A 19,635-nucleotide genomic window follows, 5' to 3' on the forward strand; every position below is an offset into this window, starting at 1 on the left:
GGCGCCCGGCGGGCCCCTTCACGCCGGGCCGGGCTCCGGGCCGCCGGCCCCCGGCCGCAGGAGGTCCAGCGCGTCCAGGGCGAGGTAGGCCGCGGCGGTGTCGGTCAGCCCGCCCCTGCGGAGCACGCGGGTGCGGAACTCCTCCAGCGGAAGGGTGACGACCTCGATGAACTCGGTGCGTTCCGGGGCCGGTTCGGCGACCTTGACGCAGTCGGTGGCGAAGAAGGCGAAGCGCCGGACGTCGGAGTAGGCGTCGTGCCAGTACGGTCCGGCCGCGCGGACCTCGCCCCGGTAGCCGGTCTCCTCCAGCAGTTCCCGGGCGACGGCGTCCAGCGCCTCCTCGCCGGGTTCGAGGAAGCCGCCCGGCAGTTCGTGGAGCACGCGGTCGGGTCCCGGGCGGTACTGGCGGGCGAGGACGACGCGGCGGTCGGGGGTGAGGGCGAGCACCGCGCCGGCCGGGCGCTCGCGCTTGAGGTAGAACTCCTCCCTCCGCCCGTCGGGCAGCACGTAGTCGACGCGTTCCACGGACCGGCCGAACCTGCTGAAGACGGTGGTGCGTTCGGTCGCGTGCCACGGGGCGGTGGTGTCGGTCATGCCCGGACTGTACGGCGCCGGGTGGTCCCTCGTCGCCGGTGGCCGCGGTCCGCACGGCTGGAGCACGCCCGGCCGCGGCCCTCCGGGGAGTTCGGGGAGGGACGCGGCCGGGGTGGTGGTGCGGGTGGGAGGGGTCAGGCGGTGCGGAAGGCCGCGTGGAGGTGGCGGGTGTGGTCGAGGGTGCGGGTCGGGCCGTCCAGGTGGACGGTGGCGGTGAGGCGGGGGTCGGTGCTGGAGGCGGCGATCCGCAGTTCCAGGGCGCCGGGTTCGACGGTCCGGCGGCCGTCGCGGCCGGTGAAGGAGGCGAGGTCGGCGGGGACGGTGATCTCGACGCGGGTGTGTTCGCCCGCGTCCAGGGCGATCCGGCGGTAGCCGATCAGGCGCTGCACCGGCTGGACGACGCTGGCGACCGGGTCGTGCAGGTAGAGCTGGACGGTCTCGCTGCCGGCCCGGTCGCCGGTGTTGCGCAGGGTGAAGGAGAGGGTGAACGCGCCGTCGGTGGGGGCGAGTTCGTTCTCCACGGCCAGCTCGCTCCAGTCGAAGGAGGTGTAGCCGATGCCGTGCCCGAAGCCGAACGCCGGGGTCGGGTCGGTGCTGGAGACCTCGCTGGGCCCGGCGAGGCGGGCGGCCAGGTAGGTGGAGGGCTGCACGCCCGGGCGGGCCGGGATGCTGACGGGGAGCCGGCCGGACGGGTTGACCCGGCCGCTGAGCACGGCGGCGACCGCCTCGGTCCCGGCCTCGCCGGGGAAGAAGGTCTGCACCAGGGCGGCCGCCTCGGTGACGGCGCGGCCCAGCGCGTAGGGGCGCCCGGCCAGCAGCACCGGGACGACGGGCTTGCCGGTGTCCAGCAGCGCGTCGAGCAACTGCCGCTGCACGCCGGGGAGTTCGAGCAGCTCCACGTCGCAGCCCTCGCCGCTGGTGCCGCGCCCGAACAGGCCGGCCCGGTCGCCGAGCGCGACGATCACCACGTCGGCCCGGCGGGCGGTCTCGAGCGCCTCGGCGAACCCGGAGGTGTCGGTGCTGTCGATGCCCGACCCGGCCGCCGTCCAGATCTCGCTGCCGGGGAACTCGGCCGCCAACGCCTGGCGCAGCGTGGGCAGTTCGATGCCGACCGGGGTGTCCGGGTGCTGGCTGCCGACGTGCACGGGGAAGGCGTAGCAGCCGAGCACCGAGGTCGGGGTGTCCGCGTTGGGGCCGATCAGCGCGATCCGGCGCGGGGCGCGCAGCGGCAGGGTTCCGTCGTTGCTGAGCAGCACCACGGCCCGTTCGGCGATCTCCCGGGCCAGCTGCCGGTTCTCCGGCCGGTCCAGGTCGACGGTGCCGCGCAGCGCCCGCGGGTCGTCCAGCGGCCGGCCGGCCAGCACGGCGGGGACGGCCTGCCAGTCCTCGTCGAGCAGGCCGAGTTCGGCCTTCTGGGTCAGCACCCGGCGCAGCGCCCGGTCGATCAGCGCCTCGGGGACGGTGCCGTCCTGGACGGCCCGCAGCAGCGGTTCGCCGAAGGTCTTGACGGTGGGCAGTTCCACGTCGACGCCGCTGTCCAGGGCGAGGGCGGCGGCCTGCGCCCAGTCCCCGGCGACGCCGTGCAGCAGTTTGAGGAAGGCGATGCCGAAGTAGTCGGCGACCACCGTCCCGTCGAAGCCCCAGGTGTCGCGCAGCAGCCCGGTGAGCAGTTCGCCGTCGGCGGCCGAGGGGACGCCGTCGGTGTCGGTGTAGGCGTGCATGACCGAGCGCGGGCGGCCCTCGCGGACGGCCATCTCGAACGGCGGCAGGATGACGTCGGCGCGCTCGCGGGCGCCCATCCCGACCGGGGCGAGGTTGCGTCCGGCGCGGGAGGCGGAGTATCCGGCGAAGTGCTTGAGGGTGGCGACGATGCCCGCGGACTCCAGGCCCTGCACGTAGGCGGTGGCCACCGTGCCGACCAGGTACGGGTCCTCGCCGATGGTCTCCTCGACCCGGCCCCAGCGGGCGTCGCGGACCACGTCCAGGACGGGCGCCAGGCCCTGGTGGACGCCGACCGAGCGCATGTCGCGGCCGATCGCGGCGGCCATCTCGCGGACCAGGTCGGGGTCGAAGGTGGCGCCCCAGGACAGCGGCACCGGGTAGGCGGTGGCGCCCCAGGCGGCGAAGCCGGCCAGGCACTCCTCGTGGGCGAGGGCGGGGATGCCGAACCGGTTGGCGGCGGCGATCCGCTGCTGGCTGCGGGCCAGCGAGAGCGCGCCGAGCGCCGGGTCGACCGGGACGGTGCCGAACGGGCGGGTCAGCTGGCCCAGGCCGTTCGGGAGCAGGTCGTCGAGGTCGGGCGGCTCCTCCATGTCGTGCTGGTGCGGGGCGACGTCGCCGCCCTCGTCGGAGGCGCCGACCCAGAGGCCGACCAGCTGGCCGAGCTTCTCGGGGAGCGTCATCTCGGCGATCAGGGCGTCCGCGCGCTCCGCCGGGGTCAGCGCGCGGTCGCGCCAGCGGGAGGCGGAGGGGGCGGTGGGTGCGGCCGGGTTCGTCTCGGCGGCCAGTTCGGCGGTCATTTCGGCGGTCACTTTCCTCCGACGCCCATGAGGCCCTGGACCAAGGCGCGACGGGCGAACAGGTAGACGATGAAGATCGGGAGCATCGACAGCACGACGGCGCTGAGCAGGCCGGGCACGTCGACGCCGTGCTCGGTCTGGAAGTTGTACAGGCCGAGGGTGATGACCTTGGTGCTCTCCGACTGGGTGAGGATCAGCGGGAACAGGAAGCCGTTCCACGCCTGGAGCGCCGAGAAGACCACGATGGAGGACAGGCCGCCCTTGGACAGCGGCACGACCATCTGCCAGAACACCCGCCAGGGGGTGGCACCGTCCATCGCCATGGCCTCGTACAGCTCGTTGCTGATGTCGCGCATCGCACCGGTCAGCACCAGCGTGCACACCGGCAGGCAGAACGCCGCGGTGGGCAGGATGATGCCGATCAGGTGGTCGTACAGTCCGGCCTTGCTGATCACGTAGAACATCGGCACGATCACGGCCTGGGCGGGGATCGCCAGGCCCAGCAGGAAGATCCGGAAGACCGTGCTGATGGTCCTGCCCTGGGCCCGGACGATCGCGTAGGCCAGCGGGGGCACGACGAGCAGCACGATGGCGACCACGCTCACCGTGACGATCACGGTGTTGAGGAAGTCCTGGCCGAAGCCGTTGGAGAAGTCGTCGACGTAGTTCTTGAGGGTCAGGTGCTCGGGGAAGCTGAGCGGGCCCTCGGAGGAGTAGCTGGAGCGGGTGCGGAACGTCGAGATCAGCAGGACGTACAGCGGGAAGCCGACGACGACCAGCCAGACCAGCGAGCCGAGCCCGGCGAGGTAGTTGGGACGCCTGCGCATCACAGTCCCTCCGTCGTGCCGCGCATCTTGTCGTAGCCGGAGAGCCGGACGACGGCGAGCGAGATCAGGGTGGCGACCACCACGAGGACCAGCGCGATGGCCGAGCCGGAGCCGAAGTCGAAGCTCTTGAAGGCCTGCTGGTACATGTAGAAGGCGCTGTTGGTGGTGTCGGTGCCCGGGCCGCCCTGGGTCAGGATCAGCACGGTGTCGAAGGTGGTGAGGCCGCCGACCAGCATCAGGATCACCGAGGTGATCATGGTGTTGCGCAGCTGCGGCAGGGTGATGTGCAGGAACTGCCGGACCTTGCCGGCGCCGTCGATGGACGCGGCCTGGTAGAGCACCTGCGGGATCGCCCGGGCGCCGCCCTGGTAGAGCAGGGCGTGCATCGGCGTCCACTGCCACATGCCGACGAAGGTCAGCACGGCGATGGCGCCGCTCTGCGAGCCCATCAGGTTGCCGTCCCCGAACAGCCACTGCATCTGCGAGGGGACGCCGAAGTTGGGGTCGAGGATGGCCCGCCAGACCACCGAGATCGCGGTGGCGGACAGCAGCAGCGGGATGAAGAAGACCGCGGACAGCACGGCCCGGTTGCGCTGGTGCCCGGCCGCCCACACGCCCAGCAGGATGCTGACCGGGGTCTGCACCACGACGCCGGCCACGGTGAGCACCAGGGTGAGCCAGATGCTCTGGGTCATCACCGGGTCGTGCAGCAGCTTGGTCCAGTTGTCCAGGCCGTTGAAGGTGGGGGCGCCCACGCCGTCCCAGCTGGTGAAGGACAGCACCGCGACCAGCACCAGCGGCAGGAGCGCGAACAGCAGGAAGAAGACGGTCGCGGGAACCGCCCAGACCAGGCCCGGGCGGGTCACCCCGACACCGGCCCGGCGTCCGGCGCGCGCGCTGCGGCCGGACCCGGACCCGAGGGAGGAAGTACTCATGGAGTTTCGTCTCAGGAGGCGGGCAAGGCCTGCATGGCCTTGATGAAGCCGTCCACGTCGAGCTTGCCGTTGAAGAACTGCTGCACGGCGGTGTGGATGGGCGTGGTGGCGGCCGGCGGGTACGCCTGGTCCCAGGAGAGCTGGAACGACGGGGCGGCCTTGACCAGGTTGTACTGGTACTTCGAGTAGTCGGGGCTGGCCGAGGTGTCGAGGAACTGCTCGGTGTTGGTGGTGGTCGGCAGGTTGCCGATGGCCAGCTGGGCCTTCACGAACTCGTCGGAGTACATGAGCTTGAGGAACTCGGCGGCTTCCTTGGGGTGCTTGGTCTTCTTCAGCACCGAGTAGAAGTTGTTGGTGTTGCCGACCACGTCCGCCGGGTCGCCCTTGCCGCCGGCCACGGCCGGGAAGTTGCTGTAGCCGAGGTCGTTCTTGGCGAAGTCCGGGTTGGCGTCCTGCTGGGTGGCGTACGCCCAGGAGCCCATCAGCTCGAACGCGGCCTTGCCCTTGGCCAGCAGCGCCGGGGAGCCGCCGTCGGTGAACTTCACCGAGTCGAAGTTGGAGCCGAACGCGCCCGCGTCGACCAGCTGCTTGAGCATGCCCAGCGCCTTCTTCGACTCCGGGCTCTCCCAGGCGGTCTTGTCGCCGGACAGCGCCTTCTGGAACAGGTCGGGGCCGGCCACCCGGTCGAAGACGTACTCGTACCACATCAGGGTCGGCCACTGGTCGCCGCCGCCGAGCGCGAACGGGGTGACGCCCTTGCCCTTGAGGACGGTCACGGCGTTGAGCAGCTCGTCCCAGGTCTTCGGGACGCTCAGGCCCGCGTCGGCCAGCACCTTCTTGTTGTTGAACAGCAGCACCGGCTGGGTGCCGCGCATCGGGATGCCGTACGACTTGCCGTCGATCACCGCGGTGTTGAACACCGAGGGGAGGAAGTTGCTCTTCAGGCCCGGGTCCGAGGCGATCATGTCGTCCAGCGGGAGCAGCAGGTCCGCCTTGACGTAGGGCTGGATGCTGCCGCCGCCCCAGTTGAAGAAGATGTCCGGGGCCTGCGGGGTGTTGATGACGGTGTTCAGCTTGGACTGGTAGTCGGCGCCGGGGATGGTGTCCAGCACGACCTTGACCTTCGAGGTCTTGTTGAAGGTCTCGACGATCTGCTTCTCGACCTTGTTGCTGGCGTCGCCGTAGACCAGCACGTGGATGGTGTTGGAGCCGCCCGCGGCGGTGGAACCGCTGCTGCAGGCCGTCACGCCCACCGTCGCCAGGGAAAGGCCGAGGGCCACCGCGAAAGCGCGTCTCTTCATCGGAGAGTCTCCTAAAGTTTCGAGCCAAGTCCCGAAATAACTGCCTGGCCCGGACGCTAAGTTGCGAGCATGTTGCGGGTCAACCCCTCGTACCGAGGGTTACTGAAGCGTGATCCGGGGCTGGACCCGCACCGCCCGTGCCCTATGCTGCGTGCATGGAAAAGGGCGATGAACTGGGACGAGTCACCCTCGCGGACGTCGCGAGAGAGGCCGAGGTCTCCGTTTCGACGGTTTCGAAGGTTCTCAACGGACGTACCGACGTCTCGGCGTCCACCCGCGGCCGGGTCGAGCGGGTCCTGCGCGAGCACGACTACCAGCGCGCCGCCCGCAACGGCGGCGAGGCGCCGCTGATCGAGATCGTCTTCCACGAGCTCGACAGCCTCTGGGCGATGGAACTCCTGCGCGGCGTCGAGACCGTGGCCAACGAGCACGGCGCCGCCGTGGTGGTCGCCCACAGCGGCTCCCGGCACGCCCCCGGACCCGGCTGGATCGACGCGGTGCTGCGCCGCCGGCCGCTCGGCGTGGTGCTGGTCTTCTCCAGCCTCCCGCCCGAGCTCAAGCGCCAACTCCGGGCCCGCTCCATACCGTTCGTCATCATCGACCCGGCCGGCAACCCCGACCCGGACATCCCCTCGGTCGGCTCCGCCAACTGGGCCGGCGGCCTCGCCGCCACCCGGCACCTGATCGAACTCGGCCACCGCCGGATCGCCATCGTCACCGGCCCCGAGGACACCCTCTGCTCGCTGGCCCGGCTCGACGGCTACCGCTCGGCCATGTCGATGGCCGGCCTCGACATCGACCCCGCGCTGATCGCCTTCGGCGACTTCCACGCCGAGGGCGGACTCGCCCGCGCCAAGCAGCTGTTGGAGCTGCCCGACCGGCCCACCGCGATCTTCGCCGGCAGCGACCTGCAGGCCCTCGGCGTGATGGAGGCCGCCCGGGTCTGCGGCCTGCGGGTGCCCGAGGACCTCTCCGTGGTCGGCTACGACGACCTGGACATCGCCCAGTGGACCAGCCCCGCGCTGACCACCATCCGCCAGCCGCTGCGCGAGATGGCCGAGCAGGCCACCCGGCTGATCCTCGCCCTGCGCAGCGGCGAGGCCACCGCCGCCCCCACCCGCCTCGAACTCTCCACCACCCTGGTGGTGCGCTCCAGCACGGTGGCGCCCGGGCCCGCGGCGTCCTGAGCCGGGGCGTCCTGAGCCTGGGCGGGACGGGCCTCGGCGTCCTGAGCGGGGGCGGGACGGGCCTCGGCGCCCCGGCCGGGGCAGCTCTTCGAAACTTTCGACACTTCCCGCCCCTTGCCTCGCTGACCTCGGCGGACTAATTTGTAGCTTGCCATTGCAAATGGGAACGGCCGTACGCCGGGCGCCCCGCACCGACCCCCTGGGGGTGCACCGATGACGACCACCGACCCGACCGGAACCGACCCGACCGGCACCGGCCCGCTGACCAACTGGGCGGGGAACCTCGCCTTCGGCGCCCGCGCCGTCCACCGGCCCCGCAGCGTGGACGAGCTGCGCGAACTGGTCCGCCGCAGCGACCGCGTCCGGGCGCTGGGCAGCGGGCACTCGTTCAGCCCGGTCGCCGACACCGCGGGCGACCTGGTCCGGCTCGACGGCCTGCCCACCCGGATCGAGATCGCCCCCGACGCCCGCAGCGTCACCGTCTCCGCCGCCACCCGCCACGCCGAACTCGCCACCGCCCTGCACGCGGCCGGCCTGGCCCTGGAGAACCTGGCCTCGCTGCCGCACATCTCGGTGGCCGGCGCCACCGCGACCGGCACCCACGGCTCGGGCGACACCCGCCGCTCGCTCGCCGCCGCCGTCCGCTCCCTGGAGGTCGTCGGCGCCGACGGCGAACTGCGCACCACCGCCCACCCCGGCGCCATCGTCCACCTGGGCGCGCTCGGCATCGTCACCGCGCTCACCCTGGACGTGGTGCCCGCCTTCGACGTCCGGCAGTACGTCCACACCAGGCTCGCGCTCGCCGACTACGCCGCGCACCGGGACGAGATCCACGCCGCCGGGTACAGCGTCAGCCTGTTCACCGACTGGGGCTCGGACACCGGCCGGGTCTGGGTCAAGCAGCTCGACGACGGCACCCCGCCCGCCGCCGTCCCCGGCGCGCGGCCCGCCGCCCACCCCGAGCACCCGGTGCCCGGCATGCCCGCCGCCACCTGCACCCCGCAGCTGGGCGTCCCCGGCCCCTGGCACCAGCGACTGCCGCACTTCCGCCCCGAGTTCACCCCCAGCAGCGGCGCCGAGCTCCAGTCCGAGTACCTGCTGCCGCGCGCCGCCGCGGGCGCCGCGATCGCCGAACTGCGCTCGCTGGGAGCACAGTTGGCGCCGGTGCTGCACATCTCCGAGATCCGCACGGTCGCCGCGGACGACCTGTGGCTGAGCCCCTCGTACGGCCGCGACTCGACCGCCTTCCACTTCACCTGGAAGCCCGACCCCACCGCCGTCGCCCCCGCCCTCGCCGCCGTCGAACGCGCCCTGCTGCCGCTCGGCGGCCGCCCGCACTGGGGGAAGATCACCCTCGCCGACCGCGCCACCACCGGCTACGAGCGCCTCCCCGACTTCCTGGCGCTGCGCCGGGAACTCGACCCGGCAGGCAAGTTCGCCAACCGCTTCACCGAGCAACTGGCCGGCGCCGCCCGCTGATCCGCCCCGCCCGCCCTGTTCCCTCCCCACCCCCACCGCTTCCGCCGACCGGGCAGCCCCCCGCTTCGCCGCCCGGCCGACGGCGCCCGCCCCTGCCCGCCGCCCCCGGACACCCGGTCGCGGCGCGGCGGCGGACGGGCCGGTCGGCCGTCGGCCCGCAACGACGCGGAACCAGCCGACGGCCGATCCGAACTCCCGCCCGGCAGCCGGGCCTTGGCGCGCAGAGACCGCCCGGCGGCGAGCCCCCGGGCGGCAGAGCGACATGACGACATGGCGGCATGGCTGCGCACGGCTGTACGGCCGGGGCATGGCGGCAAGCCTTCGATCAGCCGGGCCGACCGGCCGGTGCCCCGGCCCGGGCCGCCGGGCCCACCGCCACCGCCGACCACCGCCCGTCCGGTCAGCGGACCGCTGGTTAGGATGCGGCGCAGACACGGCAGCAGAGCAGAGCGCAGCACGGCACGGCACAGGGGGCACCGGTGGGGAGCGGCAGTCGCGGCAGGGGTTTCCTGGGCCTCTTCCGGCGCCGGCGCGCGGACGAACTCGCGCAGATCGACGCCGAGATCACCGCCTTCGGCGAGGCGCTCGCCCGGTACGAGTTCACCTCCGCCCTCCCCTCCGGACCGACCGCGGACGAGACCGCGAACGAGACCGCGAACGAGGCAGCGGACGAGACCGCGCTCGCCGACTACGGCCGCGCCCTGGACGCCTACGAACGCGCCAAGCGGGACTTCGTCGGCGACCGCGACCGCGCGGACGCCGAGGACGTCGTGCGCGCCCTGGCGGAGGGGCGGCACGCGCTCGCCCGCGCCGAGGCCCGGCGGACCGGCCGGCCGGTGCCGGACCGGCGTCCGCCGTGCTTCTTCGACCCCCGGCACGGCCCGGCCACCACCGAGTTCCCGTGGTCGCCGCCCGACGGCGTGACCCGCCCGGTCCCGGTCTGCGCGGCCGACGCCGCCCGCCTCTCCGACGGGCTGCCGCCCGCCACCACCGCCCGCCACCCGAACCGGCGGCCGTCCCGGGCCGCCCGTCCCCCGGCGCCCCGCCCCGCAGCCGTCCAGCCACCCCCGGCAGTCGGGGCCGGCGCTCCCTGGCGGCCGTACAAGACCCCGCCGCCCGGCACCAGGACGGCGCACCGCGCCGAGGGCCGGGGCGAGCGCGAGGTCAGGCTGCACCGGCCCGATCCGGCCGAGCCCGCGCTGCTGGTGATCCGCTCGTCCTACGAGGGCGAGGTCCACCTCGTCGACGGCGCCGGCGGGTCCGGCGGCAGCACCCTGGTCATGCCGCACGCGCTGGAGCGGACGATGGTGCTGCTGCCCCCGGACGGCGGCGAGCACGTCCGGTTGCGGGTGGAGAAGCGGGGGCCGTGGCAGCTGTGGCTGCAGTCGCTGGAGCACGTGCCGGTCCTGGAGCGGAGCCTCTCCTTCAAGGGGCGGTACGTCTTCCGCCACGAGGGCGGGCCGGCCGCCATCCGGTTCAGCCACCGCGGCAGCGGGTCCTGCTGGGTCGAGGAGCTCACCGGGGAACTCACCGCCGGGGCCCGGCTGGTGAGCGGGAAGGGCACGTGCGACCTGACGGGGGAACTCCCGGGGCCGGGGCTCTTCCGCGTCCGGGCGAACCACGACTGGAGCCTCACCCGCCGGACCTGACCACGCGTCAAGCCTGACCACGCGTCAAGCCTGACCACCCGTCGACGGGCACCGAACGCCGGACGCCGACCGGCACCGGGCGTCCCGCCGCACCGGCCACGCCCGCCGCGCCCGCCACACCCGCCGCACCGGCCGAAAGGCGATCGGCGCCGATCGGTCGCGCCCGCGCCGCGCCCGGACCGCGCGTTCCGCGCCGCACCGGTCGAATCACCCGCCTTTTCCGGCCGACCGCAGGGCCGCTTCCGGGCATCATTACCGGCGCCGATCGAATATCGGCAGAAAGTTTCAACCGGAACATTGACACCCGAACTGCCCGGGTCAAAACTCTTCGCAGTCGGCCGTCGCCGACTTCCCCCCAGTCGAGCCGGGTCGCCGGTTCCATCCGCCTCCCGGGCTCCCCAGCGAACCACGAGGAGTCGCACCCCCATGCGCATCGCCAGTCTTTCGCCGCGCCCGCTGATCGCCGGGCTGGCCGTCGTCGCCACCGCGGCGGCCGCCCTGACCGTCTCCGCCGTCGATCCGGCCCCCGCCCGGGCCGCCACCTGCACCGGCTACGTCGGGCTCACCTTCGACGACGGCCCCTCCAACGACCACACCCCGGCGCTGCTGAACGCCCTCAAGCAGAACGGGCTGCGGGCCACCGTGTTCAACGAGGGCCAGTTCGCCGCCTCCTACCCGGCCCAGGTCCAGGCCGAGCTGGCGGCCGGGATGTGGATCGGCAACCACAGCTACACCCATCCCCACCTGGTCCAGGAGAGCCAGGCCCAGATGGACTCCGAGGTCGGCAACACCCAGTCGGCCATCGCCAACGCGGGCGGCGGCACCCCCAAGCTGTTCCGCCCGCCGTACGGCGAGACCAACGCGACCCTGAAGGCGGTCGAGGCCAAGTACGGCCTGACCGAGGTGATCTGGGACGTCGACTCGCAGGACTGGAACGGCGCCAGCACCGCCGCGATCGTGCAGGCCGTCGGCCGGCTCGGCAACGGCCAGGTCATCCTGATGCACGAGTGGCCCGCCAACACCCTGGCGGCCATCCCGCAGATCGCCCAGAACCTGGCCTCCCGCGGCCTGTGCGCCGGCATGATCTCCCCGCAGACCGGCCGCGCCGTCGCCCCCACCGACAACGGCGGCGGCACCGGCGGCGGCACCGGCGGCGGCACGGGCGGCGGGACCGGTGGCGGGAGTTGCACCGCCACCCTCTCCGCCGGCGCCTCCTGGAGCGACCGCTACAACCTCAACGTCGCCGTCACCGGCTCCAGCACCTGGAAGGTCACCGTCAAGGTGCCCAGCCCCGAGAAGGTCAGCTCCACCTGGAACACCAACGCCACCTATCCCGACGCCCAGACCCTGGTCGCCACCCCCAACGGCGCCGGCAACAACTGGGGCATGACCATCATGAAGAACGGCTCCACCACCTGGCCCACCGTCAGCCCAGTAAAAAGGAAAAGCGGCGGATGGAATTCACCGGCGCGGGCCATTCGGTGCACCGCACCACCGCTCCGCCGGGAATTCCTCCGCTCCTGCCGCACCGGGCCGCCGGCCCCGGCCCACCCCTCCTCGGCTTCGAAAGTTTCGACCACCTCTTGCCGAAAATTGTGCCGCATACCCCGGCCGGACGCCATCGAAAGCGCCCGATCCGCGTTCGACTCCCCGCGCCACCCCTCGGCAAATTCCGCGCTGACCAGCAGAGTTGCTCACGCGCCTGCCACAGCCCGGCGATCGACGCATTCGGAAATCCTGTCGAAAGAGTTGACAGCCCGTCGGGGGCCGCCCAACACTGGCGCCGTCGACAAGTCCGTACGGCCGCGGATCCAGGCCGTGCCCGCCAACCTGCGCCCGGTGCAAGCCTGTTGACGACGGACCGGGCCCGGCGCAGAGCGGCATCCCCCACCCCCACCCCTCGCAGAACGGATCTCGACCCGTGACCCTCCCCCACCCCAAGAGCGCCGGCCGCCTGTCGCGGCTGGTCCGCACCGCCCGCATCCTCCCGCTGGCCGCCGCGGCGGTCGTCCTGCTGCCCGGCACCGCCGACGCGGCGACCATCAGCAGCAACCAGACCGGCAACGACGGCGGGTACTTCTACTCGTTCTGGAGCGACGGCAACGGCTCGTCCTCGATGTCACTGAACGGCGGCGGCAACTACAGCACCTCCTGGAGCAACGTCGGCAACTTCGTGGCGGGCAAGGGCTGGAGCACCGGCTCGCGCAACCCGGTCACCTACTCGGGCACCTGGAGCACCAACGGCAACGCCTACCTGTCGCTGTACGGCTGGACCACCAACCCGCTGGTCGAGTACTACGTGGTCGAGAACTACGGCTCCTACAAGCCCACCGGCACCTACAAGGGCACCGTCACCACCGACGGCGGCACCTACGACATCTACGAGACCACCCGCTACAACGCCCCCTCCATCGAGGGCAACAAGACCTTCAACCAGTACTGGAGCGTCCGCCAGTCGAAGCGGACCGGCGGCACCATCACGGTCGGCAACCACTTCGACGCCTGGGCCCAGCACGGCATGAACCTCGGCAGCATGAACTACGAGATCCTGGCCACCGAGGGCTACCAGAGCAGCGGCAACTCCAACATCACCCTCGGCTCCTCCACCGGCGGCGGTGGCACCGGTGGCGGCGGCACGGGCGGCGGTGGCACCGGCGGGAGCTGCACCGCGTCCCTCTCCGCGGGCGACTCCTGGAGCGACCGCTACAACCTGAACGTCTCCGTCACCGGCTCCAGCAACTGGAAGGTCACCGTCAAGGTCCCCTCCCCGGAGAAGGTCAGCGCCACCTGGAACACCAACGCCAGCTACCCCGACGCCCAGACCCTGGTCGCCACCCCCAACGGCGCCGGCAACAACTGGGGCATGACCATCATGAAGAACGGCTCCACCACCTGGCCCACCGTCAGCGGCCGGTAGCGCACGGGCATCGTCTGTCCCGGGGCGAGCCGGGTGAGCTCGGTGATCGTGAGGTCCTCGTCCGCGATACCGCGGAAAGAGCTGCCGTCGGCGGTCTCCACGTCGAGCATCAGGACCACGCGTGGACTGCCGTCGCTGCTGACCTCCCGCCAGTCGACGAGAACGCCGAACGCGAGCTCCCCCGTGCGCAGTTCCGCACTGCGCCTGCGGGCCTCACTGCTCAGGAGCGGGTTCGGGACGACGCCCGGGAAGTCGGGCCCGACACCGAGCGACTCCCGGCTCAGGTCGGGCCTGAGCTGCGCCACCAGATCGTTGAGCTTCTCGCTCGGACCGAGCCTCCCACCGAACATCCTGCTGAAGATCCTGCCGAACATCCTGGCCCCTCCCCCGCGCCGGTGCCGGAGTCCCGGCCCGGCGCTCCGCCCTCCGCGCGATTCTACGGCGCGGCCGTTCCCGGCCGGCCGGGGCCGAGGAGGGTCCAGGGCTGGGGGCGGGCGAGGGCCAGGTGGGGGCGGCGGGTGGCCCAGTGGTGGACGGAGGCGGCCATGGCGGTGGCCGGGTCGGGGACCTTCCAGGTGGGGGTGAAGGGGCGGCGCATGCTGGTGTAGCTCTGGAACATGGCGAGGAGCTTGACGGCCTGGCTCTGGATCGGGGAGAGGTACTGGTCGCAGAGCGGGAGGAAGAAGCGGTTCCAGCTGTCGACGGGGACCAGCGGCGGGCGGGCGACGGGGGCGGCGCCGTGGGCGGCGCGGAAGTCGTTGAGGGTGGTGCAGATGACGTCGAGCAGGGTGTCGAGGTCGAGGCTGTCGGGTCCGGCGGCGATCACCTCGGTGCGGGGCCGTTCGGGCGGGGCGTCCAGGACGGCGGCGGTGAGGGCGGCGGCCACCTCGTCGACGGGGCTGATCTCGGCGTGGCCGGCCGGGTCGCCGACGACCACGGCGGCGGTGCCGGAGACCAGGGCCTGGAGCATGGTGTAGGGGCCGGAGAAGCGGGCGATCTCGCCGGTGGCGCGGCGGCCGACGACCAGCGGCGGGCGGACCAGGGTGAGCGGGCCCGGGTGGTGGGCGCGGGCGAGGTCCTCGCAGCGGGCCTTGGACCACTCGTAGCCGTTGCGGTAGCCCTCGAACTCGTTGCCGCGCAGGTCCTCGGGGTTGCGGTCGCCGCCGACGTACGCGGTGGAGACCTGGACGAGGTGGGTGTCGCGGTCGGCGAGGGCGAGGACGGCGCGCAGCGGGTCGAGGTTGGCGGCGGCGGCCTGGTCCCGGCCGAGGGTCCAGCGGGTGCTGGCGGCGGCGTGCACGACGACGTCCCAGTGGCCGGTGAGTTCGGCGGGCGGGGGTTCGGTGCCCATCCGCCAGCGGACGGTGTGCTCGCCGCGGCGGGAGACCGGGACGAGGTCGAGCGGGCGGCCGTGGGCCGCGGCGGCGGCCCGTAGCTGGTGGGCGAGTTCGGTGCCGACCACTCCGGTCGCCCCGGTGAGCAGGACTCGCATTGCTTGGCTCCATCCGAGGGGCGGGGTCAGGTCGGGGGTGCGAGCACCAGGCAGGCGTTCTGGCCGCCGAAGCCGAAGGCGTTGGAGAGCACGGGGGCGGGGGCGACGGCGCGCGGGGTGCGGTGGACGAGGTCGAGCAGGTCGGCTTCGGGGCTGGCCCGCAGGTTGGCGATCGGCGGGACGAGTCCGTCGGCGGCGCAGCGCAGCGCGAGCGCGGCGGCCAGGGCCCCGGCGGCGCCGATCAGGTGGCCGGTGACGCCCTTGATCGCGGTGACGGGCGGCGGTTCGGCGCCGTAGCAGCGGGCGACGGCGCGGGCCTCGGCGCGGTCGCCGGGGACGGTGGAGGTGCCGTGGGCGCTGATGTGGCCGATGTCGGCGAGGGCGAGTCCGGCGTCGGCGACGGCGGCGCGCATGCAGCGGGCGGCGAGCTCGCCGTCCTCGTGCGGGGCGGCGATGTGGAAGGCGTCGCAGTTCTCGGCGTACCCGGCGATCTCGCCGTGGATCCGGGCGCCGCGGGCGCGGGCCGCCTCCCAGCGTTCGAGGACGAGGACGACGGCGCCCTCGCCCATCACGAAGCCGTCCCGGTCGGCGTCGAACGGGCGGCTGGCGAGGGCGGGTCGGTCGTTGCGCAGGGAAAGCGCGCGCATCCGGGCGAAGGAGCCGAGCACGACGGTGCTGACGGCGGCGTCGACGCCGCCGGCCACCGCGACGTCCAGTTCGCCGTGCCGGATCCGGCGGGCGGCCTCGGCGAGCGCGGTGCCGCCGCTGGCGCAGGCGCTGGAGTAGGTGGTGCAGACGCCCTGGAAGCCGTGGCGCAGCGCGACCCGGCAGGCGGGCGAGTTGGCCATGGTGCGCGGGACGGTGTGCACGGGCAGGTCGCGGGGGCGGTGGACGTACCCGGCGGTGGCCTCCTCCATGCTGGTGAGGCCGCCGATGCCGGTGCCGATCTGGACGCCGATCCGCTCGCGCGGCTGTCCGGCGGGCAGTTCGGCGTCGGCGAGCGCGTCGGCGGCGGCGCACAGCAGCAGCCGGGCGGGGCGGTCGATCTGCCGGGCCTCGCGCCGGCTGAGGTACGGCTCGGTGTCGAACTCCGGTACCAGGCAGGCGATGTGGACGGGCAGGCCGGCTTCGACGAGCCGGTCGAGGCGGGTCGCGGCGGGCTTGCCGGCCAGGACGGCGGCGTACGCCTCGTCGAGGGTGTGGCCGACCGGGGTCTTCAGGCCGATGCCGGTGACGGCGACCCGGTGGCCGCCCGAGGGGTGCCGGTCGCGCGGGTTCACGCGGCGCCTTCCGGGGCGGGCACCAGGTCGATCACCGCGCCGGCCGGCCGGCTGCGGGGGGCCGCGGCCGCCGGATCGGCCAGCCGGGCGTGCAGCAGGTCGACGGCGTGGCCGACGTCGCGGGCCGAGAGCAGGTCGTCCGGGTCGATCCGCAGGTGCAGCGCCCGTTCCAACCGGGCGCCGATCTCCATGAGTTCGAGGCTGTCGACGCCGTGGTCGTCCGCCAGGCTGGTCCGTTCCTGCAGTGCGTCCGGCTCCGTGCCGAGGACGTCGGAGATGACCGTCCTGACCGTCACGGCCAGTTCCTCTCGCGTGGGCACCTGCGTTCGCTCCTTTCGCCGCACCGGGCGGCGTGCTCCGTACCGGCCGGTCCCGGCCGTTGTCCCGTGCGCCGGCCGGTCCCGGCCGGGGTTCCCCGTGGGCCGGCCGGGGTCAGCCGGTGGTGCCGGTCGGCCGCAGGGCGCGGCCGGTGGCGGTGAGCGCGGCATCCAGGGCCGCGGCCGCCTCGGCGAGTTCGGCCGCGGTCGCGATCAGCGGCGGCAGCAGCCGGACGGTGGTCGGTCGGCTCAGGCACGGAGAGACCAGCAGCCCGGCGGCGGCCAGTTCCAGCACCATCGAGCCGGCCGCCTGCGGGGAGGCGCAGTCCAGGCCGCGCAGCAGGCCGCGGCCGGGAACGGCCCGCACCACCTCGGGGTGGCGCGCGTGCAGGCCGGTCAGTTCGGCGTCCAGCAGGGCGGCCAACTCGCGTCCGTGGTCGGCGAGTTCCTCGATCGCGTCGAGGGCGGCGGGGACGGCGGCGCAGCTCAGCGGGTGGCCGCCGAAGGTCGCCGAGTGCAGGAACGGGTCGGCGGCCAGCGGCGCGTACAGCCGCTCCGAGCACAGCAGTGCGGAGAGCGGGACGACGCCGCCGCCCAGCGGCTTGCCGAGCAGCACCGCGTCCACCGGGAGTCCCTCGGCGAGAGCGACCGAGCGTTCGCCGCAGCGGCGCAGGCCGCACTGGATCTCGTCGGCGATCACGAAGGCGCCGTCCCGGGCCGCGTCCGCGCACCACTGGCGCAGCACGTCGGCGGGCAGCGGCAGCGCGCCGTTCTCGCCCTGCACGGGTTCCAGGACGATCGCGGCCACCTCGCCGCCCGCGGTCTCCCGGCCGACCGCGGCCGGGTCCTCGGCGTCCACGTGCACGACGTCGACCTCGCAGCCGAGCAGGCCGCGCCGGTAGAGCGGGCTGTGGGTGAGCGCGAGGGCGCCCTGCGACTTGCCGTGGAAGCCGCCGCGCACCGCCAGCACCCGGGGGCGGCCGGTGGCCAGCCGGGCCAGCTTGACGGCGACCTCGACCACGTCGGCCCCGTTCAGGCCGAAGTAGACCTTCGGGAGCGCGTCGCCGAGGTAGCCGCTGAGCCGGGCGGCGGCCTCGGCGGTGACCGGGTTGGCCAGGCTGCGGGTCGCGGTGGGCATGGTGTCCAGCTGGGCCCGGACGGCGGCGGTGACCGCGGGGTGGCGGTGGCCGAGCAGGGTGACCGCGTAGGAGCCGAAGTCGAGCGCGGTGCGGCCGTCGGAGAGCGTCACCCGGCAGCCGTCGCCGGCCGCCTCCACCGCGCCGCGCCCGGCGAAGCCGCCGGTCAGCGCGAGTTTCGGGGAGAAGTGGCGGCGCAGCCGGTCGAAGACCGCGGCGGGGTCGGCGGCCGGGCCGGTGGCCGGGCCGGTGGTGGTGGTCATCGGGCGGCTCCCTGGAGCAGCAGGCGCTGTTCGAGGGCGCCGAGCATCTGGGCCGCGCTCTCCCGCAGGGCGTCCGCGGCGACCGGGTCGAGCATCTCGGCGAGCAGCGGGATGCCGATGTCGAAGTCGACGTGCAGGGCGACGGTGCTGCCGCCGCCGGGGGCGGGCGACACCGACCAGTGGCCGGTGAACGCACCGAGGTCGCCGCTGGTCTGCGCGAAGTCGAAGCGGCGGGCGGCGTGGTCGATCACCTCGGCCTCGGTCCAGCGCAGCACCGAGCCCTTGAGCCGGACCGACCAGGCGGTGGTGCGGTGCCGGTCGTCGGGCTGCTCGACGAGTTCGACCGAGTCGACGCTCTCCATGCAGGCGGGGTAGCCGAGGACGTCCACCACCACCGGCCAGGCGTCCTCGGGGGCCGCGGCGACGGGCAGCTCCACTTCAACGTGCGGCATGCGGGGGCCTCTCTTCGGTGCGGGCTTCGGCCCGGGGGTGCGGGGGTGCGGGCCGGGCGCCGCCGTGCGGGCCCAGCGGGCCGTGCGGGCCGAGCGCCCGGTCGCGGGCGGCGGTCAGCGCGGGCGGCAGGAGCCGGCGGAGCAGGGCCCGGGGCAGCGGCCGGACGTGGGTCATCGCGTGCCACTGCTCGACCAGGGCGCAGCCCAGCTCCACCTTGGGCAGGTACGCGGTCTGGGCGAAGCGGATGTGCCGGCAGCCCTCGGCCATGGCCAGCCGGACGGCCGCGTAGTGCAGGTTGTGGTAGAGCGCGGCGTCGTGGGCCAGCCGGTAGTCCAGCCCGATCCGGGCCCCGGTCGCGCCCGCCGCGGCCGCTGCGACGACCCCGTCCCCGGCCCCGGCGACGGCCGCCTCCCCGTCCCCGGCGGTGAAGAGGGCCCCCGGGGTGAACAGGCAGAGCAGGAAGCCGACCAGCCGCTCGCCCTCGAAGCAGGCGACCAGGCGGCTGAGCGGGTCCTCGGCGACGGCGGCCAGGAAGGCGTGGTCGAGGACGTCCAGGGTCTGGTCGGCCCGGTCCATCACCTGCCCGTAGAGGGCGAGCACGGCGGGCAGCAGGTGGGCGAAGTCGGCCAGCACCTCGATCCGCAGGCCGGGGCGGGCGGCGAAGCGGCGGATCTTGGCCCGGGCGTTGCGGCGCGGCTTGGCCGGGAGGGCGGCCAGGTACTGCTCGAACGAGTCGGCGGGGAGGGCGAGTTCGGTGTCCGGGAGGCTGGGGACGAGGAAGAAGCCGGCCGCCGTCAGCGGGGCGCGCAGCGGGGCCAGGTCGGGCCCGGCGAAGTCCTTGAGGACGACGGTGCCGAGCCGCTCGCGGCGGGCGAAGTCGAGGACGGCGGAGACCAGCAGTTCCCCGGCCGGGCCGTCCAGCGGTTCGGCCGCCAGGACGTGGCCCTGGCCGAGCAGGTGGCCGCAGAACAGCATCGGTACCCGCAGCAGGCGGGGCGCGTGGCGGCGCAGCGGGGCGAGCAGGCGGCGTTCCCGCGGGCCGACGATCCGGTCGAGTCGCAGGTCGCGGAAGAGGCACAGCGGCAGCACCGCGACGGTCTCCGCGCCCCGGCGCACCGTCAGGTAGGCGTAGCCGGACGGGCCGACCCGGCTGCGTTCCAGGGCGCGGAAGACGCCGCGGGACCACATCGGGTCGCCCGCGGGGGCGAGCCGTTCCCAACTGCCGGGCGGCAGCTGGTCGATGCTGCGCAGCACCTCGGCCCGGTGGCCGGTCGCGCGTCCCACCG

At 73.8% G+C, this 19,635-nt stretch carries 16 protein-coding genes and 1 pseudogene; 5 read left to right on the plus strand and 12 right to left on the minus strand.

All coding sequences use genetic code 11. The annotated features are described in order from the left end of the window. Positions 1-18: 18 nt before the first annotated feature. The 5 genes from IH44_RS0107765 to IH44_RS0107785 all read right to left on the minus strand — a co-directional run bounded on the left by IH44_RS0107765 (position 19) and on the right by IH44_RS0107785 (position 6,176). Positions 19-594 (minus strand): NUDIX hydrolase, encoded by a 576-nt coding sequence (locus tag IH44_RS0107765; RefSeq protein WP_051816659.1) that lies wholly within the window; start codon positions 592-594, stop codon positions 19-21. A gap of 134 nt (positions 595-728) precedes the next feature. After that, positions 729-3,113, minus strand: coding sequence for a glycoside hydrolase family 3 N-terminal domain-containing protein (locus IH44_RS0107770; RefSeq protein ID WP_030458680.1), 2,385 nt, complete (start codon positions 3,111-3,113; stop codon positions 729-731). A gap of 8 nt (positions 3,114-3,121) precedes the next feature. Continuing rightward, entirely contained in the window at positions 3,122-3,940 is an 819-nt protein-coding gene (locus IH44_RS0107775; protein WP_030458681.1) for a carbohydrate ABC transporter permease, read from the minus strand. Then, a complete protein-coding gene (locus IH44_RS0107780) occupies positions 3,940-4,875 on the minus strand; it encodes a carbohydrate ABC transporter permease (RefSeq protein ID WP_030458682.1) in 936 nt (311 codons plus the stop codon). Before IH44_RS0107780 ends, IH44_RS0107775 begins: the two co-directional genes overlap by 1 nt. 11 nt (positions 4,876-4,886) lie before the next feature. Continuing rightward, entirely contained in the window at positions 4,887-6,176 is a 1,290-nt protein-coding gene (locus IH44_RS0107785; RefSeq protein WP_030458683.1) for an ABC transporter substrate-binding protein, read from the minus strand. 155 nt (positions 6,177-6,331) lie between these two features. Here IH44_RS0107785 and IH44_RS0107790 point away from each other — a divergent pair, with 155 nt between their 5' ends. The 5 genes and pseudogenes from IH44_RS0107790 (at position 6,332) to IH44_RS0107810 (ending at position 13,408) form a co-directional block, all read left to right on the plus strand. Beyond that, positions 6,332-7,363 (plus strand): LacI family DNA-binding transcriptional regulator, encoded by a 1,032-nt coding sequence (locus IH44_RS0107790; RefSeq protein WP_030458684.1) that lies wholly within the window; start codon positions 6,332-6,334, stop codon positions 7,361-7,363. A 213-nt stretch (positions 7,364-7,576) separates the two neighbouring features. Further along, positions 7,577-8,842, plus strand: a complete 1,266-nt coding sequence (locus IH44_RS0107795) for an FAD-binding protein (protein ID WP_051816660.1) — start codon at positions 7,577-7,579, stop codon at positions 8,840-8,842. Positions 8,843-9,321: 479 nt separating this feature from the next. Next, positions 9,322-10,491: a hypothetical protein gene (locus IH44_RS42490; protein WP_030458686.1), complete on the plus strand. Its 1,170-nt coding sequence runs from the start codon at positions 9,322-9,324 to the stop codon at positions 10,489-10,491. A gap of 426 nt (positions 10,492-10,917) precedes the next feature. After that, positions 10,918-11,922 (plus strand): annotated as a pseudogene (locus tag IH44_RS49350) (polysaccharide deacetylase family protein); the annotation flags it as partial. Between the two features lie 523 nt (positions 11,923-12,445). Next, positions 12,446-13,408, plus strand: coding sequence for a glycoside hydrolase family 11 protein (locus tag IH44_RS0107810; protein ID WP_369794914.1), 963 nt, complete (start codon positions 12,446-12,448; stop codon positions 13,406-13,408). On the opposite strand, the gene IH44_RS44015 is transcribed toward IH44_RS0107810, so the two are convergent. From IH44_RS44015 to IH44_RS0107840, 7 genes are all read right to left on the minus strand, one after another. Further along, complete coding sequence (locus IH44_RS44015) at positions 13,297-13,782, minus strand: hypothetical protein (RefSeq protein ID WP_232794856.1); 486 nt, start codon at positions 13,780-13,782, stop codon at positions 13,297-13,299. The two genes, IH44_RS0107810 and IH44_RS44015, sit on opposite strands and share 112 nt — an antisense overlap. Positions 13,783-13,844: 62 nt before the next feature. Next, positions 13,845-14,900, minus strand: a complete 1,056-nt coding sequence (locus IH44_RS0107815; protein WP_030458689.1) for an SDR family oxidoreductase — start codon at positions 14,898-14,900, stop codon at positions 13,845-13,847. A gap of 26 nt (positions 14,901-14,926) precedes the next feature. Beyond that, positions 14,927-16,180 (minus strand): beta-ketoacyl synthase, encoded by a 1,254-nt coding sequence (locus IH44_RS0107820; protein ID WP_030458690.1) that lies wholly within the window; start codon positions 16,178-16,180, stop codon positions 14,927-14,929. Further along, complete coding sequence (locus IH44_RS0107825) at positions 16,177-16,500, minus strand: acyl carrier protein (RefSeq protein WP_030458691.1); 324 nt, start codon at positions 16,498-16,500, stop codon at positions 16,177-16,179. The genes IH44_RS0107820 and IH44_RS0107825 overlap by 4 nt, the downstream gene beginning before the upstream one ends. A gap of 112 nt (positions 16,501-16,612) precedes the next feature. Next, positions 16,613-17,896, minus strand: coding sequence for an aspartate aminotransferase family protein (locus IH44_RS0107830; protein ID WP_035954320.1), 1,284 nt, complete (start codon positions 17,894-17,896; stop codon positions 16,613-16,615). Beyond that, on the minus strand, positions 17,893-18,348 hold the full coding sequence (locus tag IH44_RS0107835) for a type II toxin-antitoxin system RatA family toxin (RefSeq protein WP_030458693.1): 456 nt from the start codon (positions 18,346-18,348) through the stop codon (positions 17,893-17,895). The genes IH44_RS0107830 and IH44_RS0107835 overlap by 4 nt, the downstream gene beginning before the upstream one ends. After that, on the minus strand, positions 18,335-19,633 hold the full coding sequence (locus IH44_RS0107840) for a GNAT family N-acetyltransferase (protein WP_198544964.1): 1,299 nt from the start codon (positions 19,631-19,633) through the stop codon (positions 18,335-18,337). Before IH44_RS0107840 ends, IH44_RS0107835 begins: the two co-directional genes overlap by 14 nt. Between the last annotated feature and the right edge of the window lie 2 nt (positions 19,634-19,635).

Source organism: Kitasatospora sp. NRRL B-11411, from assembly GCF_000721345.1.
In the GTDB taxonomy this organism is placed as follows: Bacteria; Actinomycetota; Actinomycetes; order Streptomycetales; family Streptomycetaceae; genus Kitasatospora; species Kitasatospora cineracea.